We start from the raw sequence: 12643 nt of genomic DNA on the forward strand, positions 1-12643 counted from the left end.
TTCCACTGTGTAAGTGGTATAATTTACAAATAAATTAGCATCGGAGGTTAAAAATGATAGTAAAAGAGAGAGAGTACCCTGTTAATATACTATTTTTGCAGGCTATTGAGAGACGCCTTGATGAAGATCACCCCTCGATGCCGCGAGTAAAGGAATTGATAGCCAAACAATTTAAAGGCTATAAAGGCGAAAGTGCCATTAACTACCCCCTTAGCATCCTTCCTAATCAAGACTATCACATTCTCCATTCCGTCAGTTTACAATTCCAGAATCAAAACTTCCATATTGATACGTTACTCCTTTCGGCTAACTTTATATCCCTATTAGAAGTGAAAAATATGGGTGGGACCATTTATTTTGACAGGAAATTCAATCAGCTGACTCAGACGTATATGGGCAATGTGAAAAATTATCAGTGTCCGATTACACAGGTCAGTAATCAAGAAAGGCTGCTCAAGCAATGGATTGAACAGTTTGATTTCCCTCGAATCCCACTTAACTCTTTCGTCGTCATCTCGAATCCTTCTTGCATTATTCAAGTCGATCCCGGAGATAAATCAACAAACCAAAAGGTCATTCATGGTCATTTTCTCCCGACAAAAATCGAACAACAACAAACAATCTCCAATAAACAGATTCTTTCCACTAAAGAAATTCATAACCTTGCTCGCGCCATTATTAAGCACCATAAAGTTAAACCAACCCTCACTTTAAAACAGGTAAACATTAAGCCAAATGAACTTTTATTAGGTGTACAATGTTCAAGCTGCCTGGCTATTCCTATGTATAGGACTCATACTTTTTGGTGTTGTCCTAAGTGCTACAATAAATCAAAAGACGCACACATACCGGCGTTAAGAGATTATTGTTTATTATTTAACGAGACCATTTCCAATAAAGAGGCTAGAGAGTTCCTATGTGTACCCTCTACTAATGTAATGAAAAGAATCCTGACTTCCATGGGACTTCAAACTGTTGGAAACACCAGGTCGATAAAATATAACCTATGTCCACTCATCAATTTGACATCTTCATCCAACCACGATATAATTATCTCGAATTCAAGATAAATATCACAATAACATTTCAATAAAAAAGGGGAGATCCTTATGATAAACGGATTAAAAGGGATTCATCACGTAACGGCGATAACCAGCAGTGCAGAAAAGAACTACGAATTTTTCACATATGTACTAGGCATGAGGCTTGTTAAGAAGACAGTCAATCAAGACGATATCCAAACATACCACCTGTTTTTTGCGGATGATACAGGAAGCCCGGGAACAGATATGACATTCTTTGATTTTCCAGGCATTCCAAAAGGAAGCCACGGAACAAATGAAATTTTCAGAACTGGCTTCAGAGTACCATCCGACAACGCATTAACTTATTGGGTAGATCGTTTTAACCGCCTAAACGTAAAGCATGAAGGCATCAAGGATCAGTTTGGGACAAAGACCCTGTCATTTGTAGATTTTGATGACCAACAGTATCAGCTAGTATCCGATGAAAATAATAAAGGGGTGGAGCCGGGCACGCCATGGCAGAAGGGGCCGATTCCTTTAGAATATGCCATCACGGGACTAGGACCTCTCCACATTCGTGTTGCAAATTTTGACTTTTTTAAGGAAGTATTAGAGAAAGTCTTACTCTTCAAAGAAATTGACCAAAATGGAGACACATATTTATTTGAGGTAGGAGAAGGAGGCAATGGTGCCCGACTAGTTGTTGAACATAACGATACACTTCCTCAAGCGCAGCAAGGATTCGGCACGGTACATCATGCCGCATTCCGAGTAGACAATCGAGCTGTCATTGATGAATGGGATGCAAGATTGAAAGGGTTTGGCTTTAACACATCAGGACATGTGGACCGTTATTTCTTTGAATCCTTATATGCACGAGTTGCGCCTCAGATTTTATTTGAGTTCGCAACGGACGGCCCAGGATTCATGGGGGATGAGCCATATGAAACGTTAGGAGAGAAACTCTCTTTGCCTCCGTTCCTTGAACCAAAACGCGAGCAAATTGAAAAGCTTGTGAGACCAATTGATACTGTAAGAAGTACAAAAGAATTTACAAAAGAATGATCATTGATAAAGCCTGTTTCTTTTTTGAAGAAACAGGCTTTTTATATGTTCTAAATTAAACCAACCCTTACAACGTACATTCCCAGTCAGAATGAATAGGATAATTTAATGAATTTTAAGAAGGAGATGAAGGAATGTATTATCCAACAAATAATTATCCATACCCTTATGCTACAAATCCGTATGCATACAATTATGTTAGGAACAGTTACTGGGCACATCCAGCTATGTATAATGCTTATTATTTGAACAACAACTTTAGGGCTATTCAGTTAACAGACTATGGTCCAAACCCATTTGTTACAGACATCAACCAGGCTACTTTACAAAACAATACGTTTCGAACTGCATTATGGACCGGAACACAATTCCAAATAACATTGATGAGCTTAAATCCAGGAGAAGATATCGGATTAGAAATGCACCCAGATGTTGATCAATTTCTCCGTCTAGAACAGGGGCAAGGGATTGTGCAGATGGGCGATGATAAAAATAATCTTAATTTTGAAAGAATGGTTGCAGACGATTATGCGATAGTGATCCCGGCAGGTACTTGGCATAACCTGACCAATACAGGAAGTACTCCTTTAAAGTTATATTCGATTTATGCTCCTCCAAATCACCCTTTTGGTACGGTTCATCCCAACAAAGCGGATGCGGAGGCTGCTGAAGAATAGGGTTCCTAAAGCAAGGTATGTAGAGGAAAACAGTACTATCGTATTAATAGTGCTGTTTTCCATGCATAACCTGAAAGACAGTGACTGAAAACCTTTAATCAATCAACGTCATTCAGATCATCCAAACGGCGGGCTACTCTTTTGATTACTTTCTTTGCCATTTTTGTTCGTCTTTCCAAGTAATCTTCGCCCTCTTCAACTAGAACTTCGCCTAATCTTGTGATATAACGGTAACAACGCAACATGTAGTCACCCCCTTTGTTTCTATCATATGAGAGTTGATAGAATCGGACAGGGTATATACCTTTTTTCTATGAATTTTTTTAAAAATCTATTAAAACGAAAAAATGATTTGCTAGTAAGCACCGAAGAATACTATCTTCAACAACACTCCGTAAATGATTGCAAATAGGAAGGACGTGAGTGTCCCCAACAAAAAATACTCCGCCCAATCGCGGTCATCCATTTGTTTGAAACGAGTAAGTGATTTGGCTGCAACAATGAATCCAACTGCAGAAAAAGAACCCATCAATATTAATGCCACTACTAATAATCTTTCTAGATATCCAATAACTTTTCCCCGCGATAAATCCTGGTGTTTCATCACCATATATGTATATTCCTCTGACATATTTTTTTCGCTATTAGGACTGACGGCAAGATCTTTCAATGTGTATTTTCCTTCAAAAAGGGAAATATGTTTAGTTAGTGAACCAAGCATGATTCTTATAAGATGGCCTGTTACGGTTGTACATAGTATTAACATAATTATTAAAAACAAAAGTCCATCAAGCAATCCAATATCTGGTCGTAAGCCTTCCTTTAAGTTGGATAACAATAAAAAGGTATTGAATGTAGACTTTAAATCTACTTGTAAAGTAAAATAACAGACTGACAAAATAGTAATCACATGCAATAGTTGATCTACGATAAATAACCCAAGATTCCAGGCATTTTTCTGTACTAAATAATCTGTTTTTTCCTGGAAGAAAATCTTTAAGTAATCAATGCCCCCGTGTATGCCCACTAATAGGATTGTGGCCAACACGACCTCTATAATTAAATCATTTCCTTGATAAAAATAAATAAGGAGGAGAGTAATAAACATGATAGCAGCATGGTGAAATAAATGGAGCTTTAAGAACTTTCGTTTTTCCTTCACCATGTGCTCTGTCTGAAAATAAAAATCGGCTATTAAATGGGCTAAGATAAGGGAAAGGATTATCATTTCAAACGCTCCTTGCTATAGATAATCATATAGAAATGATCGCATCGATATTTTTAAGAAGCTCATTTTTAATCGTTTGGATCAACTCTTTCGTAATATGATGTGGATTGTTCCCAAAACTGTTTGCTTCTAATCTGTCCAAGGCTTCTTGTAGCGTGTATAAGGTATTCAATATTATCTCACAATTCCCTTTCTTATAGTGACTGGAGATAGTAGAAGGCGACTTATTTACTAGCCTTGCTATGGCTTTTTGCTCATCAAGGATGGCGTACAGCCTGCAGATTAATTGCTGCAAGGACGTTTGGTCACTCATAAATTTATGCTGATAAGATAAAAGCAAATTGGCCATTTCTAATGACGTATTTTCTATTGATTCCTCACCTGGGAGAAAAATCATGGACGAACGCTGGGAGGAGTGCTTAATTTTTTCATTAGCTAGCCGTGCCTGCCGCATGAGCGGATGATTCCATTTGTCTAAATCAATTTGCTGTAAGTTTGTGGCAACCCTTCCAAATGTGATTCCGAAGTAGGGAGGCTGTTCTTTGTATTTCCAAATTTGGCTTATATAAAATGCAACTGTATATGCGGTAGAGTAATGATCAAAAAGCCCGACAATTTCGTCTCCAAGTCGGTGTTTAACCTGTGCGTGAGGGAGACCTCTTGTCCACCTTTTCACAAGCTCTTCAATATCTCCTAAATACGAAGTTATTTCATTCCAATTTTTTGATGAGTTTGTCACATCCATCATAAAAATGGATATTGGGTGCTTCATCTTTTCTCACTCCTTCCAAAAAGAATTCCACATAAGTTTAATTCAATTCGATTAAATAATCAACTTACAAAGATTTCGATAGATTAATCGAATTATAGATAAGTAGATGAAAAAGTCAAACTTTTAAAGAAATATAGAATACAAGCAGAAGGTTTACAAGTAGTTGGAAAGAAGTCATCATGTGAAAAATAATTAATTCCGATAAAAACAATAATCCAAAATCAACTGATTCAGTATGTTAAGAACACATAAGAGAAGCGATCCTTTAAAGGGATCGCTTTTCTTATGTAAATACAAAACGGGAAATAATTAATGGAATTAAAGCTATTGCTATCTTAACATAACTGATAAGAAACATTATTCGTAACGGAGGTGCTATATTACAAAAATAAATTTTTCGCTATATCAAAATCATTTCCCGAATTCGCGAAATTTAATTTAGATTGATAGATTGCCGATAAATTAGGTATTGTTAAAGAGAGAAGTTAATGAATCAGTTTCGTAGAATAAGTTAATAGCAGTTAGGAGTTGAAGGTGGTAGTGGGAGATCTAGAGCAATTTAAAGTTTTTACCAAACAAAGGGAATATGTCGGAATCGCCTCAAGGGAGGAGGTTCACAAGAAAGGGTATTGGCATGAAACGTTTCATTTTTGGCTGCTTGCAGAAATAGATGGGGAAAAGTATCTTTACTTCCAACTAAGAAGTGAAGATAAAAAAGATTTTCCTGGACTGTTAGATATAACAGCAGCAGGGCACCTGTTACATAACGAAAATATAGAAGACGGGATAAGGGAAGTGAAAGAAGAAATAGGTCTGGATATAGCGATAGAAGAATTAAATTATCTTGGGGTTTTTCCATATGAGAAAGTATTGGAGGGCTTTATTGATAAAGAACATGCACATGTCTTTTTATTAAAAAGAATGATCCCATTTCAGGAATTCACCTTTCAGCAGGAAGAGGTGAGTGGGGTATATCTGGTCCCTTTAGAAGGTTTTAAGAATTTATTGTTTAAAGATCATCTACAAACAGTTCTAATCGAAGGGATTGTTGAAAATAAGGAAGGCAAAATGGAAGCGAGTAAGTGGAAGGTGAATAAAACTAATTTTGTTCCGCATAATGACGATTTTTACAGAGATGTACTAAATGCCATCATTAATAAGATTTCTTAACTGAAAAAAACTGCTTTCCCTATGTTCAGGAAAAGCAGTTTTTTTTATAAGTTATTTGTATTTCTCTTTCCCCTTCGCTCCCCAAAAGAATAGAACGAAGATACCAGCAGCCACTATCAATGGGGAAGCATACATAATCAAAAAGTTTTCCATGAAATGAACCTCCTTATTTTTTTCCTTGCACGTACTTGTTATCGAATAAGAACAAGCGCATCAAAAGATATAATGAAGGAATCAGTAGGCAAAGACCGGCGATAAATGCTGTAATCAACGCTACTGCCATCGCCTCATTCGTAAATCCATCATAGATCGTCAAATATGGATACAGAAGGTAAGGCATATGAGATGCCCCGTAACCAAAGAATGCCGTTGCAAACTGAAGCATCACCAAGATAAAAGCTACACCAAGGTGCTTCTTTTTCCACATCAGATAAACCGCTCCAAGGAAAAAAAGGAACGATAGACTGAACATCCAAGAAAGCTCCAACATTTTATCAAAGTGTTTTGGGTTATGATCACTTAAAGCGAAAAAGACGAGAACACTGGCAAGGATAGTTGGAAGACTCCAGTTTAATGCATATTTTCTTAAAACTTCAAATGCATTTTCGTCACGCGCTGCTTTTGCATAAAATGCTAAGAAATAAGCAGAGATGTAAAGTACACTTACTAAGGCTAAAATGACCACTGCCCAAGAATAGAAACTAGTGAACAGTGCTCCGTAATCAAGCCATACGGAGTCTTCATACTTGTAAATGAAGCCACCCTCTGAAATGGTCAGCACAACAGATAGGGAAGCAGGAATTAAAAGTCCTGTGGCTCCATATAAGGCTTGATAAAAATTGTTTCCTTTTTCTCCATAATGATGAAAAGCGTAGTATGATCCGCGAATGGCCAATAACACTATGGCTATGCTTCCCGGAACTAACAAAGTTGTTCCATAATAATAAGCAGTAGAAGGGAAGAAGCCTACTATTCCAATAAAGAAGAAAACAAGGAACACATTCGTTACTTCCCAAACAGGAGAGAGGTAACGGACAATCACTTTATTGATCAGGTGGTTTTTCTTTGTAATGGTGGAATAATAACTAAAGAACCCGGCACCAAAATCAATGGATGCTACTATTAAATAACCGTACAAAAACGTCCACAGGACAGTAATTCCTATTACTTCATAACTCATATGTCATCCCCTTCACTCCATGCCCCTATCGTGAAGCTCTTTCTCCACCGGGTTATTTTTAAACATTTTCCGTAAGACAGTCGCACAAGTTGTTAGAAGAACGATGTAGAGTAGAACAAATAGTACAATCATTAAGTCAACATGTTCCGAGGTCGTTGCACCTTGTTCGACGGTCATATAGCCTACAAGCAACCACGGCTGCCTACCAAGTTCCGCGAAGAACCAACCCATCTCAATTGCCAGTAGGGACAACGGTCCACCCGCAACTATTGCCCATAACAAAGGCTTGTTCCATTCGTTCCATTTCCGGATTTTTGCAAATAAGACGTATAAGAGTGATATAAACGCCAGGAACATACCAATTCCGACCATCAAATCAAAGAAGTAATGAACGATTAATGGAGGTAGCTCCTCTTCAGGGAATTCTTCTAGGCCAATAACTTCTGCATCTGGTGTCCCGTGAGCTAATATACTTAAGGCATAGGGGATTTCCAGTGCATATTTCACTTCATTATTTTCTTGCAGTACACCACCCAATATTAGCGGAGCTTCCGTTGAAGTTTCAAAATGCCATTCTGCTGCCGCAAGTTTTTCAGGTTGATATTTTGCTAGATACTTACCTGAAAAATCACCAATGATAGCAGTGGATATCGCAAAGATTGCAGCTGCTGTCATTGTAAGGTGCAATGCTTTTTTATGATAAACATGATCTTTTCCTCTAAGTATTGCAAATGCTGCTATAGCTGCTAAAACAAAAGCAGTTGTTAAATAGGCAGAAGATAAGACGTGTGCAACCTTTGTAGGGGTTGCGGGATTGAACATCGCTTCTAATGGACGGATATTGGTCAGGATGCCGTTTTCAAGATCAAATCCTCTTGGCGCATTCATAAATCCGTTCACTGTTGTGATAAAGAAGCCTGAAGCCATTGCCCCTAGTGCTACTGGGATTAGTATGAAAAAGTGATAAATTTTCTTTTTAAATCGGTCCCACGTATATAAATAGATACCAAGAAAAATAGCTTCAAAGAAAAAAGCAAAGGTTTCCATGAATAAAGGAAGACTAATAACATGTCCAGCCATTTGCATAAAGTTAGGCCAAAGCAGACTTAACTGTAAACCAATAGCGGTCCCGGTTACAACCCCGATTGCAACAGTAATGACAAATCCGCGTGCCCATCTTCTTGCAAGCAGGCGGTAATGCTCATCATTCCTTTTTATCCCCATCCACTCTGCCAAAGCAATCATTAAGGGTACTCCCACGCCGACTGTGGCAAAGATTACGTGTACAGCCAAAGTAATACCTGTTAGAATTCGGCTTAATAAAACCGGGTCATATTCAAACATCCCAAACATCCAATTCCACTCCTTCTCTAACACAAAATTTCTGTCTTCAAGATATATTTATTATTATACAGTAGATTGCTCAATATTTCACAATATAAACATCAAGCAAACTCTCTTTCTAGTATATTCCCTTTAAACATAAAGCAAAACAGGGGGAAAGCGCTTGAATATGACATCTTTATGGCAAAGATTCGGCTAATTTGTGACAACCAAGGAAGTTCATCCAAGATAACAAATCATCTTAAATGAGATATAGATACAGTTGGAGAATTTTCAGAAAAAAAGTAAAAACTGACGGAATGTTGTATAAATATGTAGAAGAAGGTGGTAAAATATTCTTATAATTCACACAAAGGGTGTATTCAATGAGCAATTTAAAAAATCATATTAATAAGCTTTCCAGAGACACATTCTCTCTAAACTATAATCTAGATCAAGGAATTGTTGGCACCTTTGAATTATCAGAAGGGCACAATGATTGTGTGAAAGTTCATGAGAATCTAAAATTTAATACACCAGTGGAAAAACTATTATACACAATCTATGATTTAACAGTGCTTCAAAATAAGAAAGCTGCAAGGGAAAAGTTCCAATACTTAAACGATGAGTTTGATACCGGCAGTTTATTGTCGGACCCCAGCATAAACTTACTTTATTTGGTGGTGAAACTTAAATTCTCTATCTTAAATAATGATAGAAAGTTATATCAGCCAATATATAATCAAATTAGAAGTTTACCTACTAGCATAAATCCCTCGATTGAATATATACACCATAAAACATTAGGTATCTATTATTATCGAACTAATAACTTTTTACAATCCACTTTAGCGCTTGATAATGCCCTTTCTTTAGCGGAAAAACTACCACACATTTCTGCAAATGATAAAGCTGAACTGTATTATCAAGTCGCATTAACAAAATTAAAAACTTGTGATACGTATGAATCCATCTTTTTTGCAGACAAGGCCCTTTCTCTCTACCAGAGTCTCTATAACAATAAGCGCTCGGCTGAGTGTCATATTATTTTAGGAATAAACTTTAACCATTCCAAACGACAAGATTTTGCAGAAAAGCATTATCTGTCTGCAAAAAATATAGGGGAAACCATTGGAGATTCTTATCTCGAATCGATGGCACTACATAATCTTGGTTGCATCAAATCCTATCAAAAACAGTCAGAGGAAGCGATCTATTACTATCTAGAATCGTTAAAAAGGAAAAGAGAAGAAGAAAGAAGTGTATATTCCATATTAGGGCTAGTCGAAGAATATTATTTTTTGGGTCAAACAGAATTTTCAAAAGAATGGGCAGAACAAGGGTTAAGATTGGCTGTGAGAACTGATTTAAATGAATATATTCTTCACTTCACTACACATATTTATTTATTGGATAAAGATCGAAAGTTAGAGCTATACATCCAGCAAGAAGTGATTCCTTATTTTAAGAATGCTGGAAATGAACGTTACACGATTAAATATACAGAGATGTTAGCGAAATACTATTACGAAAACCAACAATACAAGTTGGCAAGTGAGTTTTTTAACAGTTGTTTGCAAAATATAAAATCCAAAACCTCTTACTAAAATAAACTAGAGAATCCCACACTATGAATGCTGGTGTGGGTTTTTACAATGAAAAACGGGTCATTTGGCTTAGTTAAAATTTTATTGAAAAACATGTTTAATTAACCAATATAGGGTATGTAAGCATTATTTAATCTTTTTTATAAGAAAGGTAGTGTTTACATTGTTCGGGATAAATGATTTGTGGAAATTTTTTCTCTCCTTTTTTCTTGTGCTTCCTATCGTGACAGTCATTCATGAAATGGGGCATTATTTCTTTGCTAAGCTTTTTGGTGGTAAGGTAATTGTGCATATAGGAACAGGAAATATCCTATTCAAGTTTGGTTCTATGCGCATAAGGAAGTTATATTTTTATGATGGTTGGTGTGAGTATATATCGTTAAGCAAAAAAGCGTCTAAACTTGATAAAGTTTTAGTTTATTTAGGGGGATCACTTTTCAATATCTTGTCCATTTTTATCTTGAACACATTAATCTTAAATGACTTTTTAGAGCCAAGCATTTTCTATTATCAGTTTACCTATTTCTCTTTTTACTTTTTATTCTTTTCATTATTTCCAATTAATCACCTAAATGGCTGTCCAAGTGATGGAATGGCAGTTCTAAATTTATTAACGAATAAAAAGTTCAGTAAAAATCCACCCAATTAATGATATATATGACATTTGTCATGATATTGTCATGACACGTATGACTATGCCAAGTCTCATTATAATAGTAAAATAAGGTTAAAAGATGAAGAGTATTTTACAAAACTTTCCTAGTAATATTTGTTATAATTATGATACAAGACATGTAAAAGGTAAATGAGGTTTCAACTATTATGAAAAAGAGATACTTAATGTTTCAAAAGGGTTCAGGAATATCCCCATACATCTGGAGCGTATTCAGCATTCTGCCGTTTTATTTTATTTTTCAATCATCATCCACACCTGAGATAATAGTAGGTATTTTCTTAACGATTCTATTTTTTATTGCTTATAGATTTGCATTCATCTCTAATAAGTGGCCGGTTTATTTCTGGACTTGCTTACTGATAGGGATTTCTATAACGATGACTATATTGTTTCATTTCATCTATTTTGCTTTCTATATTGCATTTTACAATGGGAAAATTAAGAATAAAATTGCTTTTATCGTTCTATATATCATTCATCTAATTGCAACTACAGTAGCAATCAACATAAATGTTGTCATGAGGGACGAGTTATTCCTAAAGCAGATCCCCTTTGTGGTGATTATATGGATTGCTGTAATTTTGCTTCCCTTTAATCTATACAATAAACGAAAACAAGATCAGCTAGAAGAGCAGTTGGATGTAGCCAATAAAAGAATTTCTGAGCTAATCATCCAGGAAGAAAGGCAACGAATTGCAAGAGACCTGCATGATACACTTGGACAAAAACTCTCGTTGATCGGCTTAAAGAGTGATCTTGCAAGGAAGGTAATGAGTAAAAACCCTGATCAGGCAAAATTGGAGCTAAAGGATGTACAACAAACAGCGAGGACAGCGTTAAATGAAGTGAGACAAATGGTGTCTCAAATGAGGGGAATTCGATTAAAAGAGGAGTTTGTAAGGATAAAACAAATACTTGACGCTGCAGAGATAGAATTAAAATTGGAACACGATTTACCTTTAAAGGACAATTCATTGTTCTTGGAGAACATTTTAAGTATGTGCTTAAAAGAAGCGGTTACCAATGTAGTTAAACATAGTAAAGCTTCAACATGTATGGTCCGTATGGAGCAGTTAGGAGACGAGATCAGACTGACTATTCATGACAACGGGGTTGGAATGACAGAGCAACAGGATATAGGAAAAGGCAGCGGTCTGCTCGGTATTAAGGAACGCCTGGAATTTGTAAATGGCCTGATGGAGATTATTGGGGAACAGGGAACAACGCTCCGTATCAAGGTGCCTAAAATGGTCAATCAGAGGGAACGGGAGGAGAAAGCATGATAAGGATAGTAATAGCAGAGGACCAACGAATGATGTTAGGCGCCTTAGGTTCATTACTAGATTTGGAAGACGATATGGAAGTGGTCGGAATGGCCGGGAACGGGGAAGAGGCTGTAGCTTTATATCATAAATATAAGCCTGATGTATGTATCATGGATATTGAGATGCCAGAAAAAACAGGTTTGGAGGCAGCGGAAGAGTTAAAAGGGTTAGGTTGCAAAGTAATCATATTGACCACATTTGCAAGAACAGGGTATTTCCAAAGAGCCTTAAAAGCAGGTGTTACAGGTTACTTACTAAAAGACAGTCCAAGTGAAGATCTGGCCAACTCCATTCGGAGCATCATGTCAGGTAGACGCGTCTATGCCCCTGAATTGATGGATGACTTCTACGGAGAGGAAAACCCGCTCACAGAAAGGGAAAAAGCGGTTCTTGAACTTGTGGCAGATGGGAAAAACACACAGGAAATAGCTGATGAATTAAGCATCAAATCAGGTACCGTTAGAAACTACATTTCTACCATACTCGATAAGCTGGAAGTGAAAAACCGAATTGAAGCTATTACCCAATCCAAGGAAAAAGGTTGGTTTAAATAAAATTGGATAGAATGTTTAAAAACCGATCTAAGAGTAAGATC

Annotated in this window: 14 protein-coding genes; 8 read left to right on the plus strand and 6 right to left on the minus strand. The window is 36.6% G+C overall.

Annotated elements, in window-relative coordinates; all coding sequences use genetic code 11:
• Positions 1-53: 53 nt before the first annotated feature.
• The 3 genes from HC179_RS19000 to HC179_RS19010 all read left to right on the plus strand — a co-directional run bounded on the left by HC179_RS19000 (position 54) and on the right by HC179_RS19010 (position 2767).
• A complete protein-coding gene (locus tag HC179_RS19000; RefSeq protein ID WP_168865774.1) occupies positions 54-1070 on the plus strand; it encodes a nuclease-related domain-containing protein in 1017 nt (338 codons plus the stop codon).
• Positions 1071-1112: 42 nt separating this feature from the next.
• Entirely contained in the window at positions 1113-2090 is a 978-nt protein-coding gene (locus HC179_RS19005) for a ring-cleaving dioxygenase (protein WP_168865883.1), read from the plus strand.
• A 134-nt stretch (positions 2091-2224) separates the two neighbouring features.
• Entirely contained in the window at positions 2225-2767 is a 543-nt protein-coding gene (locus HC179_RS19010) for a cupin domain-containing protein (RefSeq protein ID WP_168865775.1), read from the plus strand.
• Positions 2768-2865: 98 nt separating this feature from the next.
• On the opposite strand, the gene HC179_RS19015 is transcribed toward HC179_RS19010, so the two are convergent.
• The 3 genes from HC179_RS19015 to HC179_RS19025 form a co-directional block, all read right to left on the minus strand.
• Positions 2866-3012 (minus strand): hypothetical protein, encoded by a 147-nt coding sequence (locus HC179_RS19015; protein ID WP_168865776.1) that lies wholly within the window; start codon positions 3010-3012, stop codon positions 2866-2868.
• Between the two features lie 110 nt (positions 3013-3122).
• Positions 3123-3995 (minus strand): DUF3307 domain-containing protein, encoded by an 873-nt coding sequence (locus HC179_RS19020; RefSeq protein WP_168865777.1) that lies wholly within the window; start codon positions 3993-3995, stop codon positions 3123-3125.
• Positions 3996-4020: 25 nt separating this feature from the next.
• Positions 4021-4767, minus strand: a complete 747-nt coding sequence (locus HC179_RS19025) for a hypothetical protein (RefSeq protein ID WP_168865778.1) — start codon at positions 4765-4767, stop codon at positions 4021-4023.
• Between the two features lie 540 nt (positions 4768-5307).
• Between HC179_RS19025 and HC179_RS19030 the strand changes: the two genes are divergently transcribed.
• On the plus strand, positions 5308-5937 hold the full coding sequence (locus HC179_RS19030) for an NUDIX domain-containing protein (RefSeq protein ID WP_168865779.1): 630 nt from the start codon (positions 5308-5310) through the stop codon (positions 5935-5937).
• A 51-nt stretch (positions 5938-5988) separates the two neighbouring features.
• Here HC179_RS19030 and cydS read toward each other — a convergent pair whose 3' ends face one another.
• From cydS to HC179_RS19040, 3 genes are read right to left on the minus strand one after another with little or no spacing between them, the layout of a single operon-like run.
• Positions 5989-6090: a cytochrome bd oxidase small subunit CydS family protein gene (gene cydS, locus HC179_RS21400; RefSeq protein WP_442853667.1), complete on the minus strand. Its 102-nt coding sequence runs from the start codon at positions 6088-6090 to the stop codon at positions 5989-5991.
• A gap of 13 nt (positions 6091-6103) precedes the next feature.
• Positions 6104-7117 (minus strand): cytochrome d ubiquinol oxidase subunit II, encoded by a 1014-nt coding sequence (locus HC179_RS19035; RefSeq protein ID WP_168865780.1) that lies wholly within the window; start codon positions 7115-7117, stop codon positions 6104-6106.
• Between the two features lie 12 nt (positions 7118-7129).
• Complete coding sequence (locus HC179_RS19040; protein ID WP_168865884.1) at positions 7130-8461, minus strand: cytochrome ubiquinol oxidase subunit I; 1332 nt, start codon at positions 8459-8461, stop codon at positions 7130-7132.
• Positions 8462-8826: 365 nt separating this feature from the next.
• On the opposite strand from HC179_RS19040, the gene HC179_RS19045 reads away from it, so the two are divergent.
• From HC179_RS19045 to HC179_RS19060, 4 genes are all read left to right on the plus strand, one after another.
• Complete coding sequence (locus HC179_RS19045; protein WP_168865781.1) at positions 8827-10047, plus strand: tetratricopeptide repeat protein; 1221 nt, start codon at positions 8827-8829, stop codon at positions 10045-10047.
• A 181-nt stretch (positions 10048-10228) separates the two neighbouring features.
• The gene (locus HC179_RS19050) at positions 10229-10696 is read left to right on the plus strand and encodes a site-2 protease family protein (RefSeq protein WP_346775163.1); all 468 of its coding nucleotides are present in this window, start codon (positions 10229-10231) and stop codon (positions 10694-10696) included.
• 173 nt (positions 10697-10869) lie between these two features.
• Positions 10870-12006: a sensor histidine kinase gene (locus tag HC179_RS19055; protein WP_168865783.1), complete on the plus strand. Its 1137-nt coding sequence runs from the start codon at positions 10870-10872 to the stop codon at positions 12004-12006.
• Complete coding sequence (locus HC179_RS19060; RefSeq protein ID WP_168865784.1) at positions 12003-12602, plus strand: response regulator transcription factor; 600 nt, start codon at positions 12003-12005, stop codon at positions 12600-12602. The genes HC179_RS19055 and HC179_RS19060 overlap by 4 nt, the downstream gene beginning before the upstream one ends.
• The last annotated feature ends 41 nt before the right edge of the window (positions 12603-12643 follow it).

This window comes from Bacillus sp. RO1 (genome assembly GCF_012524115.1).
GTDB lineage: Bacteria > Bacillota > Bacilli > Bacillales > Bacillaceae_I > Sutcliffiella_A.

Coding starts and splice junctions, on each gene's coding strand:
- HC179_RS19000 (WP_168865774.1), top strand. CDS start 54: ATGATAGTAAAAGAGAGAGAGTACCCTGTTAATATACTATTTTTGCAG.
- HC179_RS19010 (WP_168865775.1), top strand. CDS start 2,225: ATGTATTATCCAACAAATAATTATCCATACCCTTATGCTACAAATCCG.
- HC179_RS19015 (WP_168865776.1), bottom strand. CDS start 3,012: ATGTTGCGTTGTTACCGTTATATCACAAGATTAGGCGAAGTTCTAGTT.
- HC179_RS19020 (WP_168865777.1), bottom strand. CDS start 3,995: ATGATAATCCTTTCCCTTATCTTAGCCCATTTAATAGCCGATTTTTAT.
- HC179_RS19025 (WP_168865778.1), bottom strand. CDS start 4,767: ATGAAGCACCCAATATCCATTTTTATGATGGATGTGACAAACTCATCA.
- cydS (WP_442853667.1), bottom strand. CDS start 6,090: ATGGAAAACTTTTTGATTATGTATGCTTCCCCATTGATAGTGGCTGCT.
- HC179_RS19035 (WP_168865780.1), bottom strand. CDS start 7,117: ATGAGTTATGAAGTAATAGGAATTACTGTCCTGTGGACGTTTTTGTAC.
- HC179_RS19040 (WP_168865884.1), bottom strand. CDS start 8,461: ATGTTTGAATATGACCCGGTTTTATTAAGCCGAATTCTAACAGGTATT.
- HC179_RS19045 (WP_168865781.1), top strand. CDS start 8,827: ATGAGCAATTTAAAAAATCATATTAATAAGCTTTCCAGAGACACATTC.
- HC179_RS19055 (WP_168865783.1), top strand. CDS start 10,870: ATGAAAAAGAGATACTTAATGTTTCAAAAGGGTTCAGGAATATCCCCA.
- HC179_RS19060 (WP_168865784.1), top strand. CDS start 12,003: ATGATAAGGATAGTAATAGCAGAGGACCAACGAATGATGTTAGGCGCC.